At 72.7% G+C, this 19987-nt stretch carries 15 protein-coding genes and 1 pseudogene; 10 read left to right on the top strand and 6 right to left on the bottom strand.

Annotated features, from left to right (window positions below):
• Positions 1-26 precede the first annotated feature (26 nt).
• The gene (locus JWR81_RS19670) at positions 27-245 is read left to right on the top strand and encodes a zinc ribbon domain-containing protein (RefSeq protein WP_297654716.1); all 219 of its coding nucleotides are present in this window, start codon (positions 27-29) and stop codon (positions 243-245) included.
• Between the two features lie 149 nt (positions 246-394).
• Positions 395-733, top strand: coding sequence for a hypothetical protein (locus JWR81_RS19665; RefSeq protein WP_297654712.1), 339 nt, complete (start codon positions 395-397; stop codon positions 731-733).
• 49 nt (positions 734-782) lie between these two features.
• Here the strand turns inward: JWR81_RS19665 and glgP are convergent, their stop codons facing one another.
• On the bottom strand, positions 783-3347 hold the full coding sequence (glgP, locus tag JWR81_RS19660; RefSeq protein WP_297654709.1) for an alpha-glucan family phosphorylase: 2565 nt from the start codon (positions 3345-3347) through the stop codon (positions 783-785).
• A gap of 232 nt (positions 3348-3579) precedes the next feature.
• Here glgP and JWR81_RS19655 point away from each other — a divergent pair, with 232 nt between their 5' ends.
• From JWR81_RS19655 to glgB, 4 genes and pseudogenes are all read left to right on the top strand, one after another.
• The gene (locus tag JWR81_RS19655; RefSeq protein ID WP_297654706.1) at positions 3580-5550 is read left to right on the top strand and encodes an alpha-1,4-glucan--maltose-1-phosphate maltosyltransferase; all 1971 of its coding nucleotides are present in this window, start codon (positions 3580-3582) and stop codon (positions 5548-5550) included.
• Positions 5551-5871: 321 nt separating this feature from the next.
• Positions 5872-7632, top strand: coding sequence for a maltose alpha-D-glucosyltransferase (treS, locus tag JWR81_RS19650; protein WP_297654702.1), 1761 nt, complete (start codon positions 5872-5874; stop codon positions 7630-7632).
• Positions 7629-9032: an aminoglycoside phosphotransferase gene (locus JWR81_RS19645; protein ID WP_297654699.1), complete on the top strand. Its 1404-nt coding sequence runs from the start codon at positions 7629-7631 to the stop codon at positions 9030-9032. Before treS ends, JWR81_RS19645 begins: the two co-directional genes overlap by 4 nt.
• 228 nt (positions 9033-9260) lie before the next feature.
• Positions 9261-11450, top strand: a pseudogene (gene glgB, locus JWR81_RS19640) (1,4-alpha-glucan branching protein GlgB); the annotation flags it as partial.
• A gap of 347 nt (positions 11451-11797) precedes the next feature.
• Here the strand turns inward: glgB and JWR81_RS19635 are convergent.
• On the bottom strand, positions 11798-13018 hold the full coding sequence (locus JWR81_RS19635) for a glycosyltransferase family 87 protein (protein ID WP_297654697.1): 1221 nt from the start codon (positions 13016-13018) through the stop codon (positions 11798-11800).
• A 78-nt stretch (positions 13019-13096) separates the two neighbouring features.
• Between JWR81_RS19635 and JWR81_RS19630 the strand changes: the two genes are divergently transcribed.
• A complete protein-coding gene (locus JWR81_RS19630; protein ID WP_297654695.1) occupies positions 13097-14479 on the top strand; it encodes a neutral zinc metallopeptidase in 1383 nt (460 codons plus the stop codon).
• 7 nt (positions 14480-14486) lie between these two features.
• On the opposite strand, the gene JWR81_RS19625 is transcribed toward JWR81_RS19630, so the two are convergent.
• Both JWR81_RS19625 and JWR81_RS19620 read right to left on the bottom strand, forming a co-directional pair.
• The gene (locus tag JWR81_RS19625) at positions 14487-15470 is read right to left on the bottom strand and encodes a tetratricopeptide repeat protein (protein ID WP_297654692.1); all 984 of its coding nucleotides are present in this window, start codon (positions 15468-15470) and stop codon (positions 14487-14489) included.
• Between the two features lie 456 nt (positions 15471-15926).
• A complete protein-coding gene (locus JWR81_RS19620) occupies positions 15927-16832 on the bottom strand; it encodes a hypothetical protein (RefSeq protein WP_297654689.1) in 906 nt (301 codons plus the stop codon).
• A 275-nt stretch (positions 16833-17107) separates the two neighbouring features.
• Here JWR81_RS19620 and JWR81_RS19615 point away from each other — a divergent pair, with 275 nt between their 5' ends.
• Positions 17108-17401 (top strand): hypothetical protein, encoded by a 294-nt coding sequence (locus tag JWR81_RS19615; protein WP_297654686.1) that lies wholly within the window; start codon positions 17108-17110, stop codon positions 17399-17401.
• A 105-nt stretch (positions 17402-17506) separates the two neighbouring features.
• Here the strand turns inward: JWR81_RS19615 and JWR81_RS19610 are convergent, their stop codons facing one another.
• A complete protein-coding gene (locus JWR81_RS19610; RefSeq protein ID WP_297654683.1) occupies positions 17507-18265 on the bottom strand; it encodes an alpha/beta fold hydrolase in 759 nt (252 codons plus the stop codon).
• Positions 18262-18573 carry a thiamine-binding protein gene (locus JWR81_RS19605; RefSeq protein ID WP_297654680.1) on the bottom strand — a complete coding sequence of 104 codons (312 nt, stop codon included), beginning with the start codon at positions 18571-18573 and terminating at the stop codon, positions 18262-18264. The genes JWR81_RS19610 and JWR81_RS19605 overlap by 4 nt, the downstream gene beginning before the upstream one ends.
• A gap of 98 nt (positions 18574-18671) precedes the next feature.
• Between JWR81_RS19605 and JWR81_RS19600 the strand changes: the two genes are divergently transcribed.
• Positions 18672-19175, top strand: a complete 504-nt coding sequence (locus JWR81_RS19600) for a MarR family transcriptional regulator (protein WP_297654677.1) — start codon at positions 18672-18674, stop codon at positions 19173-19175.
• Between the two features lie 338 nt (positions 19176-19513).
• Positions 19514-19987: helix-turn-helix transcriptional regulator (locus tag JWR81_RS19595; RefSeq protein ID WP_297654674.1), on the top strand; the 474-nt coding region annotated here is incomplete at its 3' end.

The following is a 19987-nucleotide window of genomic DNA, read 5'->3' as shown; positions in this document are numbered from 1 at the left end:
CGACTTGCGCAGGTTAGGGTTCCCGCATGCCTCGTTACGACTTCCGCTGCCGCGAGTGCGCGCAGACCTTCGAGGTCACGCGCTCGATGAGCGCGTCCGCCGACCCCGCGCCGTGTCCCGGCGGGCACTCCGACACCGTCAAGCTCCTCGCCACCGTCTCGGTCGGCGGGCGCAGCGCCGCTCCCGTGCCTGCGCGGGCCGGGGGCGGCGGCGGGTGCTGCGGGGGCGGCTGCTGCGGCGGCTGAAACCCCGTCCGTGGACACCCGGTGACGCACGGGTGACGACCGGTGGCCCCCGCTGCACACGGTCTGGGAGCGCCCTATCCTCCGTGGCGCCGGAGCGGCCGGGTCTGATCGAGGCCCGGTGAGCAACCGGTGTGAACGAGGGGACAAGCATGAGCGACACGATCCAGGCTCCGGGCAGCCTGTCGGGCGACCAGCGCATCGACTCGGCCAACGGCCAGTACCACTTCGGCGTCCTCCCGGACGGCAACCTCGCGGTCGGCGGCCCGAACGGCGCCGAGTGGGACGCCGACATCCACGACGCCCCCGGCTCGCGCCTGGACGTCCAGGAGGACGGCAACCTGGTGCTGTACAAGGCCGACGGCGGCGTGCGCTGGGCCTCCAACACCTCGGGCCAGAACGCCAAGCTGGTCATGCAGGACGACCGCAACGTCGTCCTCTACAACGGTGACGGCGCCGTGCTGTGGTCGCCGAACAGCTACAACCAGTGATCTGAGGGTGTCGGGGGTGGCGGCGGACAGCCGCCACCCCCGAACCGTCTCAGCCGGCCAGCACGACCTTCCCCAGCTCCGCGGGTGAGGCCAGCAGCGGGTGCTGCGGCAGCACGCGCACGGAGTAGCCGGTGAGCCCCGCGTAGGGCAGCGGCACCACGACCTCGAACCGCTCGCCCCCGCCCTCGGCCGGCCCGACGTGCTGCATCGCCACGGTGCGTGACCCGCGCAGCTCGTCGCTCTCGTCGACCTGGCCCACGACGGCCTGCACGACGACGTCCGACGGGTCGAGCCCGGCCAACTGCACGGCGGCCCGCACCGTCATCGGCGCACCGACCACGGGCGTGTCGGGCAGCCCCGACGCGTCGACGCCCAGCACCGCCACCCGCGCCCACGCGTCGTTGAGCCGCGTCCGGTAGGCCGCCATCTCCCTGGCGCCCTCGAACTTGTCGTCCACCACCGCGGCCGCGGCCCGCGCCGCCGGCGCGTAGAGCCCCTCGGCGTACTCACGCACCATCCGGGTGGCCTGGATCTGCGGACGCAGGGTGGTGAGCGTGTGACGCACCAGCTCCACCCAGCGGGTGGGGACGCCGTCGGTGCGCTCGTAGAACGCCGGCCCGACCCGGGTGGCCAGCAGCTCGTAGAGGGCGTTGGCCTCGAGGTCGTCGCGACGGGCGGGGTCCTCGATGCCGTCGGCGGTGGGGATGGCCCAGCCGTTCAGCCCGTCGTAGAACTCGTCCCACCAGCCGTCGCGGATGGAGAGGTTGAGCCCGCCGTTGAGCGCCGACTTCATGCCCGACGTGCCGCACGCCTCCAGCGGGCGCAGCGGGTTGTTGAGCCAGACGTCGCAGCCCCAGTACAGGTAGCGGGCCATCGACATGTCGTAGTCGGGCAGGAACACGATGCGGTGGCGCACCGCGGGGTCGTCGGCGAACCGCACGATCTCCTGGATCAGTGCCTTGCCGCCGTCGTCGGCCGGGTGGCTCTTGCCCGCGACGACGAGCTGCACCGGGCGGTGCGGGTCGAGCAGCAGGTCACGCAGCCGGTCCTTGTCGCGCAGCATCAGCGTGAGGCGCTTGTAGGTGGGCACGCGCCGCGCGAAGCCGACGGTGAGCAGGCCCGGGTCGAAGACGTGGTCGGTCCAGCCCAGCTCCGGTGTGGACGCGCCGCGCTGCAGCCACGCCTCGCGCACGCGGCGGCGCACCTCGGTGACCAGGCGCGCGCGCAGGGCACCGCGCAGGTGCCACAGCTCCTCGTCGGAGACGGAGTGGATGCTCGGCCGTCCGGGCTCCCCGATCAGCTCGGTGACCTCGCGGGCCTCCCAGGTGGGGCCGTGCACGCCGTTGGTGACCGAGCCGATCGGCACCTCGTCGGCGTCGAAGCCCTCCCACAGCGAGCCGAACATCCCACGCGAGACGGCTCCGTGCAGCTGCGAGACGCCGTTGGCGCGCTGGGCCAGGCGCAGGCCCATGTGCGCCATGTTGAACATGTTCGGGTTGGCCTCGGCGCCGAGCGCGAGCACGCGGTCGGTGGGCACTCCGGGGAGCAGCCCGTCTGCGTCGATGTCCGTTCCGCCGGCGCTCCACTGGCCGAAGTAGTGCTTGACCATGTCCACCGGGAACCGGTCGATGCCCGCGGGCACCGGGGTGTGGGTGGTGAACACCGTGCCCGCGCGGACGGTGGCCACGGCCTCGTCGAAGGTGAGGCCGTGCGCCGACTGCAGCTCGCGGATGCGCTCGAGCCCGAGGTAGCCCGCGTGGCCCTCGTTGGTGTGGAACACCTCCGGCTCGGGGTGCCCGGTGACGGCGCAGAACGCGCGGACGGCGCGCACGCCGCCGATGCCGACGAGGATCTCCTGCCGGATGCGCTGGTCCTGGTCGCCGCCGTAGAGCCGGTCGGTGACGCCGCGCAGGTCCGGGTCGTTCTCCTCGATGTCGGAGTCGAGCAGCAGCAGGGGCACGCGCCCGACGGCCGCCTGCCACACGCGCACCTTGAGGGTGCGCCTGGCGGGCATCGCGATCTCGACGAGCACGGGCTCGCCGGCGTCGTCGACGAGCAGCTGCAGCGGCAGGCCCTGGGGGTCGAGCGCCGGGTAGTGCTCGAGCTGCCAACCGTCGAGCGAGAGCGACTGCCGGAAGTACCCGGAGCGGTAGAGCAGCCCGACGCCGATCAGTGGCACGCCGAGGTCGGACGCCGACTTGAGGTGGTCACCGGCGAGCACGCCGAGGCCGCCGGAGTAGTTCGGCAGCACCTCCGAGACGCCGAACTCCATCGAGAAGTAGCCGACGGCGGCGGGCAGGGTGGGGTCGTCCTCGCGCTCGCTCTGGTACCAGCGCGGCTCGTTCAGGTACGAGGCCAGGTCGTCGGCCAGCTCGCGGACGGTCACCACGGTCTCGGCGTCGGAGGCGAGCTCCTCGAACCGTCCGGTGGAGATCTCGCCCAGCAGCCGCACCGGGTCCTGGCCCGCGCGCTCCCATGCGTCGGGGTCGAGCGTGGCGAACAGGTCGTGGGTCGGCGCGTGCCAACTCCAGCGCAAGTTGGTGGCCAGTGTCTGCAGGGGCGCCAGCGCGGGCGGGAGCTGGGCCCGGACCGTGAATCGGCGAAGAGCTCTCACGCGGGGAGATCGTAGAGGAATCGATGGCGTGATCGTTCAAGAAGACGCCGACCAGGGGTGGACGACCGGCCCGGACCGTAGGACGCTGTCCTCGGACAGCGCGGACCAGGGGCTCCGATGACGATCACATGAACGACCCGCGACGCGCGGTGACCCGTTCCGATCGTGAGCGGATCGGGTAGATAGGTTTGTGTCTCACGTGACGGATGCGTTTTCAGCAGGGGGTGAGCCGATGACCGGTCGGCTGGGCATCGACGACATCACTCCCTCGGTCGGAGGCAGTCGCCATCCCGGTAAGGCCGTAGTCGGCGAGATCGTGCCGATCGGCGCCACCGTGTGGCGCGAGGGGCACGACGCCGTCGCCGCCAACGTGGTCTGGAAGCGCGTCGGCGGGCGCGGCGCCGCCCAGCACGTGCGGATGGTCCCCGCTGGGCCCGGCACCGACCGATTCGAGGCCACCGTCGTCGCCGACGAGCCCGGGCTCTGGACGTTCCGCGTCGACGCATGGAGCGACCCGTGGGCCACGTGGGTCAACGCCGTCACGAAGAAGCTGGACGCCGGGCAGTCCGCCGACGAGCTGGCCAACGACCTCGAGACCGGTGCCCGGCTGCTGCAGCGCGTGGGCCGCCGTCCCTCCGAGCGCCCGCACCGTGACCTGCTCTTCGGCGCCGCCAACGCCCTGCGCGACACCGCGATGCCGCTGCACGCCCGCGTCGCGCCCGCCCTCTTCCCTGCCGTCGACACGATCATGACCGAGCGCCCGGTGCGCGAGCTGATCACGCGCGGCCGCTCCCAGCAGATGTACGTCGACCGCGAGCGCGCCCTCTACGGCTCCTGGTACGAGATCTTCCCGCGCTCCACCGGTGGTCGTGACGAGACCGGCCGCGCGGTGCACGGCTCGTTCGTCACCGCGGCGAAGGAGCTCGACCGCATCTCCTCGATGGGCTTCGACGTCGTCTACCTGCCGCCGATCCACCCGGTCGGCACGGTGCACCGCAAGGGCCGCAACAACTCCGTCAACGCCGGGCCCGGCGACGTCGGCTCGCCGTGGGCCATCGGCTCGGCCGCCGGCGGCCACGACGCCATCGACCCGGAGCTGGGCACCCTCGAGGACTTCGACGCGTTCGTGGAGCGCACGGAGGACCTCGGCATGGAGGTGGCACTGGACTTCGCGCTGCAGTGCGCGCCCGACCACCCGTGGGTGGCCGAGCACCCCGAGTGGTTCACGGTGCGCCCCGACGGCACCATCGCCTACGCGGAGAACCCGCCGAAGAAGTACCAGGACATCTACCCGATCAACTTCGACAACGACCCGGCCGGCATCTACGCCGAGTCGCTGCGCGTGGTGATGCACTGGGTCGAGCACGGCGTGAAGATCTTCCGTGTCGACAACCCCCACACCAAGCCGCCGAATTTCTGGCACTGGCTGATCTGGCAGGTCAAGGCGCGCAACCCCGAGGTGCTGTTCCTCGCCGAGGCGTTCACGCGCCCGGCGCGGCTGTTCGGGCTGGCCCGGTTGGGCTTCACCCAGTCCTACAGCTACTTCACCTGGCGGGAGACGAAGGAAGAGCTCACCGAGTTCATCCAGATGCATGCGGAACGCGCCGACGAGGCGCGTCCCAACCTGTTCGTCAACACCCCGGACATCCTCCCGGAGCACCTGCAGACCGGCGGTCCGGGCATGTTCGCCATCCGCGCCACGCTGGCGTCCACGATGGCTCCCACGTGGGGTGTCTACTCGGGCTTCGAGCTCTTCGAGTGGGAGCCGGCCAAGCCGGGCAGCGAGGAGTACCTCAACTCCGAGAAGTACGAGCTGCGCCCCCGCGACTTCCACGCCGCCGCGGCCGCCGGCAACTCGCTGGAGCCCTACATCACGCGGCTCAACGAGATCCGCCGCGTACACCCGGCGCTGCAGCAGCTGCGCGACATCTCGTTCCACCACGTCGACAACGACGCGATCATCGCCTACTCCAAGCACGACGCCACCACGGGCGACCTGGTGCTGGTGATCTGCACGCTCGACCCCCACAACGCCCAGATCGGCACCACCGCGCTGGACATGCCCGCGCTCGGCCTCGACTGGAACGACCGCTTCACCGTGCACGACGAGATCAGCGGCGAGACGTGGGACTGGGGCCAGTTCAACTTCGTCAAGCTGGAGCCCTGGAACCACGTGGCCCACATCCTGCGGGTTCAGCGGTAGCCACCGCGCCGGAACGGACGGCGGCCGGCAACGCCGGCACGTCGCCGTTCTCGTCGCACCGTTTCCGGCCGGCGGAGAACGGCATGGACCGGGACGACGAACGGTCGGCGTAGCCCGCTCCTCGGGCACGCGCGGGCGGTGCGGCGACCGCGACCGATCTGGCCCCGGGTCCGGGCCTGCGAATCCGACGCGACCCCCGGCCGGACGGCTACCCTGGTGAGGGCGCCCCGCTACGTCGTGCACACCGCCACCGCACCCTGTACGACTACAGCCGTGTGCCCACCGCCCAACACCTCCGTCCGGTAGGAACGCGATACCTCCATGTCGATCGACACCCCGACTGCCCGGGACCACGCCCACGACCACGGCGACGAGCCGCTGACCGAGAGCTCCTCCGACGAGTACGGCCAGGCCCGGACGCTCGACGTCGACCACGACTGGTTCAAACGGGCGGTCTTCTACGAGGTGCTCGTCCGGGCCTTCAGCGACTCGAACCGCGACGGCACCGGCGACCTCCGCGGGCTGACGGAGAAGCTGGACTACATCCAGTGGCTGGGCGTCGACTGCCTCTGGCTGCCGCCGTTCTACGACTCGCCACTGCGCGACGGCGGCTACGACATCCGCGACTTCCGCACCGTGCTGCCGGAGTTCGGCACCGTCGACGACTTCGTGGTGCTCCTCGACGAGGCGCACAAGCGCGGCATCCGGGTCATCACCGACCTGGTCATGAACCACACCAGCGACACGCACCCGTGGTTCGAGGAGTCGCGCCGCAACCCCGACGGGCCCTACGGCGACTTCTACATGTGGGAGGACGACGACTCGCGCTACCCCGACGCGCGGATCATCTTCGTCGACACGGAGCAGTCGAACTGGACCTACGACCGGGTGCGCGGCCAGTTCTACTTCCACCGGTTCTTCTCCCACCAGCCCGACCTGAACTACGACAACCCCGCCGTCCAGGACGCGATGCTCGACGTCCTGCGGTTCTGGCTCGACCTCGGCATCGACGGCTTCCGGCTAGACGCCGTGCCCTATCTCTTCGCCCGCGACGGCACGAACTGCGAGAACCTGCCGGAGACCCACCAGTTCCTCAAGCGCGCCCGCAAGGTGATGGAGGACGAGTACCCCGGCCGCGTCATGCTGGCCGAGGCCAACCAGTGGCCCGCGGACGTCGTCGAGTACTTCGGCGACGCCGAGGTCGGCGGCGACGAGTGCCAGATGGCGTTCCACTTCCCGCTGATGCCGCGCATCTTCATGGCCGTCCGGCGGGAGAACCGCTTCCCGATCTCGGAGATCCTGGCCCAGACGCCCGCGATCCCGGCGGGCGCGCAGTGGGGCATCTTCCTGCGCAACCACGACGAGCTGACCCTCGAGATGGTCACCGACGAAGAGCGCGACTACATGTACGCGGAGTACGCCAAGGACCCGCGGATGAAGGCCAACATCGGCATCCGCCGCCGGCTCGCGCCGCTGCTGGAGAACGACCGCAACCAGCTCGAGCTGTTCACGGCGCTGCTCATGTCGCTGCCCGGCTCACCCGTTCTCTACTACGGTGACGAGATCGGCATGGGCGACAACATCTGGCAGGGCGACCGTGACGCCGTCCGCAGCCCGATGCAGTGGACGCCCGACCGCAACGCCGGGTTCTCCTCGGCCGACCCGGGCCGGCTCTACCTGCCGATCATCATGGACCCGCTGTACGGCTACCAGGCCGTGAACGTCGAGGCGCAGTCCAACTCCACCACGTCGCTGCTGCACTGGAACCGGCACATGATCGAGATCCGCAAGCGCCACCCGGCGTTCGGACTCGGCGAGTACCACGAGCTGGGCGGCACCAACCCGTCGGTGCTCGCGTACGTCCGCAACCATGGCGACGACGTCGTGCTCTGTGTCAACAACATGTCGCGCTTCCCGCAACCCGTGGAGCTCGACCTCTCCGCCTGGCAGGGTTGCTCCCCCCACGAGCTGACCGGTGGTGTTGCGTTCCCGCGGATCGGGGAACTCCCCTACCTGTTGACCCTTCCGGGTCATGGGTTCTACTGGTTCTCGATCAATCCGCCCACGGAGGACGTTTCGTGAGTCTCGCCGAGGAGCTCCCCACACTGTTGTCGGAGTGGCTGCCCCAGCAGCGCTGGTTCGCGGCGAAGGGACGGCCGGTGCGGTCGCTCGCCGTCGCACAGAGCACCAGTCTGCTCGCCGAGAGCGACCCGCTCCTCGACCACGTGCTCCTCGCCGTCACGTTCGACGACTCGTCGGTGCACCACTACCAGCTGCTCGTCGCCCGGAGCGGCACCGCGCGCGGCGACCTGGAGCACGTCACGTTCGGGGTGATCGACGGCCTCGCCGTCTACGACGCGCTGTGGGACACCCGCGTCACGGAGTGGCTGCTCGAGGCGATCCGCGCCGGCACCACCGTGAGCGGCCTGCGGTTCGTCCCCGAGCCCGGGGCGGTGCTGGCCGACGCGGGCACACCGGGCCGGGTGCTCGGCGTCGAGCAGTCCAACACGTCGGTGTCATGGGGCGAGAGATCGATCCTCAAGCTGTTCCGTCGCGTGCTGCCCGGCGTCAACCCCGACCTGGAGCTGCACCGCGCGCTGCGCTCGGTGGGCAGCAATGAGGTGGCCGCGCTGCAGGGGGCGATCGAGGGCACGGTGGACGACGAGCCGGCCACGTTCGCGATGCTGCAGGACTTCGCGGCCAACTCCGCCGACGGCTGGTCGATGGCCCTCGCGAGCGTCCGCGACCTGCTCGCCGAGGGCGACCTGCGCGCCGACGAGGTGGGCGGCGACTTCGCCGGCGAGGCCTCCCGGCTGGGCGAGACCGTGGCCATCGTCCACGACGAGCTGCGCCGCTCCCTCGGGGGCGGCGAGCACAACCCCGGCGAGCTCGCGGCCGCCTGGCACGTGCGGCTCAACGTCGTCGCCGAGGAGGTGCCGGCGCTGGCCGAGTACGTCCCGGCGATCCGGTCGGTGTTCGACGCGGTGGCCGGGCTGACCACCCCGGTCGCCACCCAGCGCGTCCACGGCGACCTGCACCTGGGCCAGACGCTGCGCACCCCGTACGGCTGGCTGGTGATCGACTTCGAGGGCGAGCCCGCCACCGCGCTCATCGATCGCGTGCGCCCCGACAGCGCCCTGCGCGACGTCGCGGGCATGCTCCGCTCGTTCGACTACGCCGCTTTCCACCAGCTCTCGCAGTGGGAGCCCATGAGCGAGTGGGCCGATCCCGACCACGACTCGCAGATGGCCTGGCGCGCCAACGAGTGGGCCGAACGCAACCGCGCCGCCTTCTGCGACGGCTACGCGATCCGGGCCGGCGTCGACCCCCGCGAGCAGTCCCTGCTGCTGAGCGCGTTCGAGCTGGACAAGGCGGTGTACGAGGTGCTGTACGAGACGCGCAGCCGCCCCACCTGGGCTCCCATCCCGCTGGCCTCGATCCGCCGCCTGACGAGCGAGTCGGGCTCCGACGCGGTCCGCTGACCGGTCGGACCGTCGAGCGCACCCCGAGCGTGGTCCCGCCCCGGCGGAACCATCGTGAGGACGCGGCCGGCGGGCCGTGAGTCCCCGGCGCGGCGCCCGTTCGCGTGGCCCGCACGAGCCGCGACCTGATCGTTGCAGCCAGGCTCGGCAACCCGGGCATGGGACCAATAGGGTGCGCGAGTGGATCGCGAGGCTAACCCGACCCAGACGATCAACCGGGAGGCGGAGATCAGCGTGCGGATCGACCCCTGCCCGCCCGACCAGAACACCATCGACCGTGTCCTCGGGGGTGCCCACCACGACCCGCACTCCGTGCTGGGCGCACACCCCCATCCGGACGGCACCGTCGTCCGCGTCCTGCGCCCGCACGCCGACGAGGTGCACGTCGTCCTCGACGGCGGGGACGGCCACCCGCTCGTCAAGGTGCACGACGCCGGCCTGTTCTCGGGCGTCGTGCCCGGGCCGCCGTCGGACTACCGGCTCGCCGTGCGCTACGGCGAGCACGTCGACATCGTCGACGACCCGTACCGCTGGCTGCCGACGCTCGGCGAGGTCGACCTGCACCTCATCGGCGAGGGCCGCCACGAGCGCCTCTGGGAGGTCCTCGGCTCGCACGTGCGCACCTACGAGACCCCCGGCGGGGTCGTCTCCGGTACGAGCTTCGCCGTGTGGGCGCCGTCCGCCCAGGGCGTGCGCGTCACCGGCGACTTCGACGGCTGGAGTGGTTGGGCCCACCCCATGCGGGCGCTCGGCAGCACGGGGGTGTGGGAGATCTTCGTGCCCGGCATCGAGCCCGGTGTGCGCTACAAGTTCCGGATCCTCGGGCAGGACGGCCGCTGGCGTGACAAGGCCGACCCGATGGCCTTCCGCACCGAGATCCCGCCGGCCACCGCGTCCATCGTGGACGTCGCCGGCCACGAGTGGGCCGACGGCGACTGGATGACCGCCCGCGCGCAGAAGCGGGCCCACGCCGAGCCGATGAGCGTCTACGAGATGCACCTCGGCTCGTGGCGCCAAGGTCTGGACTACCGCGAGATGGCACGCCAGCTCGTCGAGTACCTGGACGAGACGGGCTTCACCCACGTCGAGCTGCTGCCGGTGGCCGAGCACCCGTTCGGCGGGTCGTGGGGCTACCAGGTCACCTCGTACTACGCGCCGACGGCGCGCTTCGGCACCCCGGACGACTTCCGGTGGTTCGTCGACCACCTGCACACCCACGGCTACGGCGTCATCGTCGACTGGGTGCCCGCACACTTCCCGCGCGACGAGTGGGCGCTCGCCAAGTTCGACGGCGGCCCGCTCTACGAGCACGCCGACCCGCGCCGCGGTGAGCAGCCCGACTGGGGCACGCTCGTGTTCGACTTCGGCCGCCGCGAAGTGCGCAACTTCCTCGTCGCCAACGCCCTGTACTGGCTGGAGTCGTTCCACATCGACGGGCTGCGCGTAGACGCCGTGGCCTCGATGCTCTACCTGGACTACTCCCGCAGGGACGGGCAGTGGCTGCCCAACATCTACGGCGGCCGCGAGAACCTCGACGCGGTGGCGTTCCTGCAGGAGATGAACGCCACCGTCTACCGCGAGCACCCCGGCGCGATGACGATCGCCGAGGAGTCCACCGCCTGGCCGGGCGTCTCCCGCCCCACGCACCTGGGCGGTCTGGGCTTCGGGTTCAAGTGGAACATGGGCTGGATGCACGACACGCTCGACTACACCGCCCGGGACCCGATCTACCGAGGCTTCCACCACAACCAGATGACGTTCTCGCTGATGTACGCGTTCAGCGAGAACTTCGTCCTGCCGATCAGCCACGACGAGGTCGTGCACGGCAAGGGCTCGCTGTGGGAGCGGATGCCCGGCGACGCCTGGAACAAGGCCGCCAACATCCGCGCGCTGCTCGCCTACATGTGGGCGCACCCGGGCAAGCAGCTGCTGTTCCAGGGCCAGGAGTTCGGCCAGGAGCGCGAGTGGTCGGAGTCCCGTTCGCTCGACTGGCACCTGCTCGAGGAGCCGCTGCACGAGGGCATCCAGCGGATGGTCGGCGACCTCAACCGCGCCTACCGCTCGCACCCGGCGATGTGGACGAAGGACGTCTCGCCCGATGGCTTCTCGTGGATCGACGCCAACGACACCGCGGGCAACGTGTTCAGCTTCCTGCGCCACGGTGTCGACGCCGACGGCAAGCCCACGGTGGTCGCGTGCATCGCGAACTTCTCCGGCACCCCGAAGCCCGACTACCGGGTGGGGCTGCCGTTCGCGGGCCGCTGGCGCGAGGTGCTCAACACCGACGCCGAGATCTACGGCGGCTCGGGGGTGGGCAACCTCGGCGCCGTCGAGGCCGACCAGACGGTGTGGCACGGGCGCCCGGCGTCCGCGGTGCTGCAGCTGCCGCCGTCCGGCGTGCTGTGGCTGGCGCCGGAGCCGTTCGAGGGTGCGGTGAGCAGGCTGGCCGCGGCGGGGCCGGAGGCACCGGTGCTCGACGACGCGCCGTCCGCGCCCGTCACGGCCGAGGCACCGGGGCAGGCGCCGGCGACGCCGGACGTCGGCACTCCGCCCGTCGACACCACGCCGGCCACCACCACGCCCGTCGAGGTCGCGGCCGGAGCCGATGCCGAGCCTGTCGTCGCGGTGGCGGAGCCGGCCGGGGAGCCTGTGCTGCCGATCGACTTCGCCGACGACGCCGGCGACGGGCTGGAGGAGCCGCCGGCCTACGACGATGCAGAGGACGAGGCCTCCACAGGCCGGCACGCGCTGGCCGGGGACGCCGATCAGGCGACGTCGGTGGATCTCCCCGCGGCCGAGCCCACCGGTGCCTCGACGTCGACGGGCACCGCGGGCGAGGACGACGGCCCGGCCGACGACGCGGAGAGCAGCAGCACCCCCCAGTAGCCCAGCAGGATCACGAAGTACAGCGAACGCCCGACGGCCTGGCCGACTCCCTCGGCGTTCCACGACACGGGGATCACGGCCACCGCCAGCATCACGGCGGTGGCCGCTCCTCGTCCCAGCGTGATGAGCAGGAGCGCACCGGGGAACAGCAGCATCAGGTAGTTGTGCCAGGCGATGGGCGAGAGCAGCAGCCCGGCGGCCACCACGGCCCAGACCACGGCGCCGGCCGGGTCGATGCGGTCGCGATGGCGGCCGATCCAGGCCAGCGTGCCGACGAGCAGCAGGACCCCGGCCACCAGGCCGATCACCGACGGCATCCCGAACCGCACGGCGAGCCCGGGCAGCGAGGCGTTGTCGACGGTGTCGGGCACCGGCTCGGAGAACGCGATCTTCACCCAGGTCAGTGCGCTCGCCGGCCCGGCGACCAGCACACCCACGAGCGTGGCGACCACCGCGGCGATCACACCCGACCGGAACGGCACCCACCGGCGCTGCACCGCCGCGAGCAGCAGGAGCGGCGCGAGCGACGGCTTCATGGCCACGGTGATGCCGAACAGCGCGGAGGCGAGCACCGGATGGCCGCGGCGCTCGGCGATCCAGCCCGCGACGAGCACCGCGAGCAGCACCGGGTAGATCTGGCCCAGCACGAGCGTGCCGTGCAGGGGCGACGACGCGAGCACCGCCAGCAGCGCAGGCACCCAGAACACCGCGCGCAGCCGCAGCTCCCGCGCCACGGCGAGGATCGAGCCGACGACCATCAGCGTCGTGAGGGCCACCCAGAGCCGATAGGCCGTGACGGGGTCGAGCGGCGCGAGCGGCGCCATCAGCACGGTGAGCAGCGGCGGGTTGAGGTTGTGGAGCTTCGCCGGGGTGTCGTAGATGTCGGTGCCGTGGGTCAGCGCCACCGCCGACTGCCAGAACGTGTCGAAGTCGACGTGCAGGTCGAACATGTTGGTGGACGGGATCATCGCCACCAGGACGTCCGGGTGCCGGACGTCGAGCACCAACGCCGTCACGACCGAGGCCACCACGAGCACGGCGGCGACGACCCTGCTCCACGTCGCGGACCGGGCTGGCGAGGTCTGCGCACTGTCCGACACGGGGGCCGACGCTATCCGTACGGGTCGAGTTGTTCTGAACCGCTCCCCCGTCGGCACCCGCCGGGAGATCATGAGCGAGTGCGCCGCCCACCTCGCCGTTCGGTCGTTGCGGCCGTGGTGGGGGTGGTGCTGGCCGTCCTGGCGGGGTGCGCGCAGGTGGTGCCCGGACGTCCGAGCGCGGCCGGTTCGACGGACGCCGCCGGCCCGACGGGCACCGCCGCGATCGCCGCGGCGACTCCCGCGCAGGTCACGGCAGCCACCGCGGAGGCGTTGCAGGACTTCTGGCGGCAGGCCTTCCCGGCCGCGTTCGGCCGGCCGTGGCGGGACGTCCGGCAGTTCGTGCCCGTCGCCACCGCCGATCGGAGGGCGAAGCCGCCACCGTGCGTCGCTCGCGCGGCCGACCTCGACGGCCAGGCGTACTACTGCCCGGCCGCCGACGCGGTGGTGTGGGACGCCGACGGGCTGGTGCCGCAGATCTTCGGGCGCTTCGGGGCGGCGGGTGTGGTGGTGGTGCTCGCGCACGAGGTGGGGCACGCGGTGCAGTCACGTCTGGGCGTCGACGGCGCGCAGGCCCGTTCCCCGGCGACCTACCCGACGATCCTGCTCGAGGCCATGTCCGACTGCTACGCCGGCGCAACCGTGGCCCACCTGCGGGACCATCCCGCTCCCGGGCTCGCGCTGGGCGCCGGGGAGCGCGACACGGCACTGCTGGCGCTCGTCGGGTTCCGGGACCCGGTGGGCGTCGGGCCATCGGACGCGAGCGCGCACGGCAACGCGTTCGACCGGGTCTCGGCGTTCCAGGACGGCTGGGCGGGCGGTCCCGCCCGCTGCGCGGCGATGACGGTGGCCGAGCGGGAGTTCACCGAGCGGCGGTTCGGGTCGGCCGCCGACCAGGCCCGCCGGGGCAACCTGCCGCTGGCGCAGCTGCTGCCGGGCGTCGAGACCGACGCGCGGGGGTGGTTCACAGGTCTGGCCGCGCCGACCGCGCCCACCTGGAACGCCCCGGTCCTGCGCAGCGCCGGGCAGGCGGCCTGTCCGACCGCGGAGCTCACCGCCCAGGGCCCGGCCCGCTTCTGTGCCACCGACGGTTCGATCCACGTGGACCGGGCCGGTCTTGCCACGCAGGAGCAGCGGTTCGGCGACTACGCGGCCGCCACGCTCGTCGCTAGCCGCTATGCCCTGGCCACGCTCGCCGCGCTGGGCAGGCCCACCACCGGCGGCGCGGCCGGCGATGCCGCCGTCTGCCTGGCCGGCGCGTACACCGCGAGGCTGATCGACCCGACCGGCTCGTTCTCGCTCTCCCCCGGCGACCTCGACGAGGCCGTGCAGGTGCTGCTCACCGCCGACTGGGCCGCCCGGGACGCCCGCGGCGACGTCGACCCGGGCGAGGACGGCTTCGACCGGGTCGGCCGGTTCCGCGGCGGGCTGCGCGGCGGCGTGGGCGGCTGCCTGCCGTCGTAGCGGAGCCCTAGAAGAGCGCGCGTGCCAGCGCCCGGCGGGCCGCGGTGACCCGGGGGTCGTCGGGGGCGAACAGGTCGAAGAGCCCCACCAGGTGCTCGCGGACGCGGTCGCGATCGTCACCGGACGTGCGCCTGACCGTGTCCACCAGGCGCGCGAACGCGTCCTCGACACCGTCGCCTGCCACCTCGGCGTCGGCCGCGGCGAGCTGGGCGTCCACGTCGTCGGGAGCGGCGTCGGCCCGCTCGATGGCCGTGGGGTCGACCTTCTCGGCCCTGGCCAGGAACCGTACCTGGGCGAGCGCGGCCTGCGCCTGCTCGTTGGCCGGCTCCTGGGCGAGGATCGCCTGGTAGGCGGCCTCCGCCTCGTCCCAGTCGCCGCGCTCGAGGGCGTCCTCGGCCGCGGTGAAGCGCGGGTCCTCCGGCTCCTCCTCCGGCTCCTCCTCCGGCTCGGCGGGCGCTTCTGCGCCGCGCTCCGCCTCGGCGATCCCGGGCATCCGGTCGCGCACGGCGTCGAGCAGCGAGCTGATCCACTGCCGGACCTGCGGCTCGGGCTGCGCCCCGTTGAACGCGTCGACCGGCTGGCCGCCGACCACCGCGACCACCATCGGGATCGACTGCACGCCGAACGCCTGCGCGATGCGCGGGTTGGCGTCGACGTCGACCTTGGCCAGGACCCACGCCCCGTTGGCCGCCGCGGCCAGGCGTTCGAGCACCGGCGAGAGCTGCTTGCACGGGCCGCACCACGTGGCCCACAGGTCCACGACGACCGGCACCTGCAACGACCGTTCGAGGACGTCGGACTGGAAGCTCTGCTCGGTGACGTCGACGACGAAGGGACCGGCGGCACCGGCAGCCGGCGCGGCACCCGGGGCCTGCGGGGGCCGGACGGGCGCCTCGGCGCGGGCCTTCAGTGCGGAGAGGTCGACCGCGCCCGCCATGGCGGACGACAGCGCGGTGCGTGAACGTGGATCAGGTCGGGACACACTGTTCATCCTGGCACGCGGTCCGCAATTCGTCTGCCGCGCCGTTCGTCATCCCGTGGGGATCCGGTCAGCCGGAGCCGAGCACCGGGCGGACGGGGGCGCCGCTGACGAGCTCGACGGTCGGGGGATCGAGCGCCGGGAGCCCGTCGGGCACCTCCGCCCTCCCGCTGGGACCACGACCGCGGCGGCTCCTGCGTCATACCGCCATCTGGCCGGTACCGGACCCATCGGGCGGCCATGGCGCGCCGGTGCGGATCATGAGGCGGGACCACAGGCCCGGGTCCACAGGCGCGGCGGTCCTGCAGCACCGGCCACACCGGCTACCCCACCGGCACCGGCCGCAGCCACTGGCCGTCCCGCCTCGTCGGCCGTCCCGCCTCGTCGGCCGTCCCACGTCACCGGCGGGCCCGGGTCGTCGGCGGGCGGGCGGGATCGCGGCCGGCGGGCGTGCGCGGCGGCTCGGGGTCACCCCGCGGTGACGAGCGGGCGCAGTCCCATCGGGTTGTCGGCCATGAAGGCGTCCCCCGCCACGATGGCCGCCACCAACGGCGCCGCGAGCTCGACGAGCCGCTCCGCACGGACGTCACCGACCGCGGCCCACGGCACGTCGGCGAGCGCGTCGGTCTGCGCCTCGACCTCCGCGAGGAGCTCGTGGCCCGCGGCGGTCGCGGTGTCGCCGTCGAGCAGGCCGCGGTCGGTGAGGCGCCGCGCCGCCGCGCCCCACTCCTCGTCCGACCAGCCGCGCCGCTGACGCAGCTTCTCCGCGGCCACCGCACCGACCCCGGCGAACATCACGAGCGCCTCGGCCGGGTCGAGCCCCGCGGTGAGCAGCGCGGCCACGTGCCCGTCCCCGCGGTGCTCCCGCAGCACGGTCTGGGCCTGCCACAGCACGAGGTGCGGGGCGTCGGGCCACTCCAGAGCGGCGTTCGCGGCGGCGAGCGCGCGTCCGGCGGTGGGCGCCGCCGATGCCGCGTCGCGGGCGATCGCGGCCGCCTCGGCGACCTCTGGCGAACCCAGGACCGCGGCGCCGAGCAACCGGTGCAGCGCCGCGTCCACCGTCTCCAGCCGGGTGGCGAGGAACCGCTCGGGCGACGCGACGGCCCAGACGTCCGGCACCGCCCGGGCCACCAGCCCGGGGTGGAAGTTGTAGAACAGCGCCGTGACGAGCTCGGGCGGCGCCGCCCCGAGGGGCGCGGCCCGCAGGCCGAAGTAGCTCATCCAGTAGCCCTTGGTGCCGAGCGCGTCGCAGGCCGCCTTCGACTCCGGCGCGAAGTAGGTGACCGCGTGCACGGGCTCGACCGCTCGCCACATCCGCCGCGCCCGGCTCTCCTGGCCGCCCGCAGCCCCGCCGGTCGCCACCTGCTCGGTCATCGCGCTCCCCGCTTCGTCAACCAGCACGAACTCGTCCAGCCGGATAGTAGGACGTCCGAGCACCTGTAGCCACCGTCCTCCGTTCCGGTCGAGTTCGATCACCCTGCGCAGTCACGGTCGACGATCTTCCGGACGCGCGTGGCAACCGATCACCGGTCTGGCGGAGCACCACGGTCCGGATCGGCTCGTTGATGAGGTGGGAGTGACGCGCTCGTTGCTCTGTGTAGACATTCGCCCGGCCGCACCACGCGGCACCCCTCACCCGGAGGATCTGCATGAGCTCGGAGAACACCGTCACCGACCGCCTGCTCGCCGACGCCCGCAAGAAGACCACCCAGCAGGAGAGCTCGACGCTCGGCAAGGTGTCGCTGATCGTCGGCGTCATCGCGCTGCTGGCCAGCCCGATCTCGATCGCGGGATGGATCCTCGGCGCGGCCGCCGCCGTTCTCGGCGCGGTCTCGGTCCGTCGTCCGGCAGCGGCGAAGATGGCCAAGATCGGCATCACCCTCGGCGTGCTGGCCATCCTGGTCGGCGTCTTCTTCTTCACGATGAACATCGCGCGGATGTGACGTAGCTCCACCTGGGAAAGGGGGTCGCCGCTCGCGGTGGCCCCCTTTCCGCGTGTCAGGGCCGGCGCGGGCCTCGGCCGACCACTGCGTCGACGACAGGGCCGACTACAAGGCGGACTGCGGCGCCGACTCCTGCGCGGTCGCCGCCCGCGCGGCCGCCGCGACGAGGACGTCGGCGAGGGCCACGGGGCGGGTCAGCATCGGGAAGTGCCCGCCGGGCAGGTCGACCACCGTCGCTCTGAGCAGGGCGAGGCCCCGCTCGTGCAGCCGGTCGGGCGCCACCACGCGGTCGCCCGTGCAGACGACCACGGTGGTGGGCACCTCGGGCCAGGCGGTGAGCGGCGTCACCTCCCGGCCGATCGTCCACGCCTGCCGGCGCAGCCCCGCGACCGCGCGGTCGACCACCTCCTCCGACGACTCCTCGGCGACGCCGCGGTACAGGTCGGCCTTCGCGGCCTCGGCCGGCCACGACGTGGTGCGGTCCTCGTGGCGCTGCTGCCCGCGCCCGAAGCCCTCGGCCATGACTCCCGGATCCGCGCGCGACTGTTCGTCGAACGACACGCCGGGCCGGGGCATCAGCGTGGCCACCAGCACCATCGCCGCCACCCGGTCGCGGCGCGCCCGCTGCGCCACCACCGGGACCGTCAGTCCGCCCAGCGAGTGGCCGACGAGCACGCACGGCTCGGGATCGGCCGCGACGGCCGTCCCGACGGTCTCCGCGTAGTCGACGGCCCCCAGGCCCGGACGGTCGGACGGGAGGTCGACCGCAATGGCCGTGTGGCCGCGCGCGGTCAGCTCGTCGACGAGCGGGGCCCAGCACCGGCCGTCGTGCCAGGCGCCGTGGACGAGGACGAACCGGCTCACGACCCGAGCGCCCGCTCGACCCGCTCGACCTTGGCGGTGAGCTGGCCCGAGTTGTGGGCGGGGCGGATGTCGGCCTTGAGTACGAGGCTGACGCGCGGCGCCCGTGCCTGCACCGCCTCGACCGCCTTCTTGATCACCGCCATCCCCTCGTCCCACGTGTCGGACTCGATGGTGGTGAACATGGAGGTGGTCTCGTTGGGCAGGCCCGACTCCCGGACCACGCGGACCGCCTCCGCCACGATGTCGCCGACGCTGTCGTCGCCCGTGCCGTCGTTGCCCGCCGGGGAGATGCTGAACGCGAAGAGCATGGCTGCAGCCTGCCCCATCGGCGCGCGGCCGGGCGAGGCGAGCCCTGTAGCCCACATCCACCCGTGGGCCGATGCGGGCACTGCTAGCGTCGCGCGTCATGGCCTCCCGCGATCCGTTGCCGTTCGACCCGATCATGCGGGCGGCGGAGATGTGGGACGAGCGGATCGGCCCGTCCCGCACGATGGCCGCGGTGACGAGCGTGATGCGCGTGCAGCAGATCCTGCTCTCCGCGGTGGACGGCGCGCTGCGACCGCACGGGCTCACCTTCGCGCGGTACGAGGCGCTGGTGCTGCTGACCTTCTCCCGCCGCGGCCTGCTTCCGATGCGCGTGATGGGCGAGCGCCTCCAGCTGCACCCCACCAGCGTGACCAACATCGTGGACCGGCTGCAGGCCGACGGGCTCGTGCGCCGCACCCCCCACCCGACCGACCGCCGCGCCACGCTCGTCGGGATCACCGAGTCGGGTGCCGCCCTGCTGGAAAAGGCGACCGAGTCGGTGACCGCCATCGAATTCGGGATGCGCGGCCTGTTGCCCGAGCAGGAGACGCAGCTGACGGAGCTGCTCGGCAAAGTGCGCCGGGCCGCGGGCGACTTCGACTGACGGCCGGCCGGGGAGGCGCGCGGGCTGCCGTTCATCGCGCGGGTCCGTCGGGGCGACGGCACACGGCCGGGGGCCGGACCCGGCCACGACGACGGGTACGGCGGCGCGCACCGGGCCACGAGCGCATCGTGGCGCTCCGCCGAGCGTGACCAGCCGCACGTCGGGCGGCCCTCGTGCGCACGCGGCCGACGGTGAAGCCGCCGGCCATCCCGCCCACGGCTCCCATGACGATCCAGACCGAACACGTCGTCACATCCATGCTCGCTCCCACCTCCCTGTTGACGCTGTGTTGCGTCACCGGGGTTGACAGTAGGTCGAGGCACCGACAATCTGGACGAATGACCACCGACGGCGCCCCGGGCGCGCTCCGCGCGGCCCGCATGCGGCAGGGCTGGTCCCAGTCCGACACCGCCCGCGAGATCGTTGCGCTCGCGCGGCGGCGCGGCGAGCCGGTGGCGGCCGCGGCCAGCCTCAAGACGTTGCTGTCGCGCTGGGAGAACGGCCACGTGGTCCCCGAGCCGCAGTACCGCGCGCTGCTCGCCGAGCTCCTCGGGTGCACGCCCGCCGAGCTGGGCATCGACCCCGACGCGCGCGACGTCGCGGCCGTGACGGGCACAGCGCGGCTGCGCGCGGCGCTGGCCGAGGCCGGTGCCGTCGACGGCACGGGCCTCGATCTCTGGCTCGAGCAGCTGGCCACGGCGTCGCGGCTCGACGACGAGCTCGGTGCCGCCGGGGCGGGTGGTCTGGTGCGAGCGCAGGTCGAGCAGCTCGACCGCACCCTGGTGCACACGCTCGCGGCGGAGCGGCGCGCT

The organism is Pseudonocardia sp. (assembly GCF_025965585.1).
Classification (GTDB): domain Bacteria; phylum Actinomycetota; class Actinomycetes; order Mycobacteriales; family Pseudonocardiaceae; genus Pseudonocardia.
The sequence above is the reverse complement of the archived record's forward strand: the minus strand, read 5'-3'. Positions and strand labels throughout refer to the sequence as shown.

Coding starts and splice junctions, on each gene's coding strand:
- JWR81_RS19615 (WP_297654686.1), top strand. CDS start 17,108: ATGAGCTCGGAGAACACCGTCACCGACCGCCTGCTCGCCGACGCCCGC.
- treS (WP_297654702.1), top strand. CDS start 5,872: ATGTCGATCGACACCCCGACTGCCCGGGACCACGCCCACGACCACGGC.
- JWR81_RS19670 (WP_297654716.1), top strand. CDS start 27: ATGCCTCGTTACGACTTCCGCTGCCGCGAGTGCGCGCAGACCTTCGAG.
- JWR81_RS19655 (WP_297654706.1), top strand. CDS start 3,580: ATGACCGGTCGGCTGGGCATCGACGACATCACTCCCTCGGTCGGAGGC.
- JWR81_RS19665 (WP_297654712.1), top strand. CDS start 395: ATGAGCGACACGATCCAGGCTCCGGGCAGCCTGTCGGGCGACCAGCGC.
- JWR81_RS19605 (WP_297654680.1), bottom strand. CDS start 18,573: ATGCTCTTCGCGTTCAGCATCTCCCCGGCGGGCAACGACGGCACGGGC.
- JWR81_RS19600 (WP_297654677.1), top strand. CDS start 18,672: ATGGCCTCCCGCGATCCGTTGCCGTTCGACCCGATCATGCGGGCGGCG.
- JWR81_RS19620 (WP_297654689.1), bottom strand. CDS start 16,832: ATGACCGAGCAGGTGGCGACCGGCGGGGCTGCGGGCGGCCAGGAGAGC.
- JWR81_RS19625 (WP_297654692.1), bottom strand. CDS start 15,470: ATGAACAGTGTGTCCCGACCTGATCCACGTTCACGCACCGCGCTGTCG.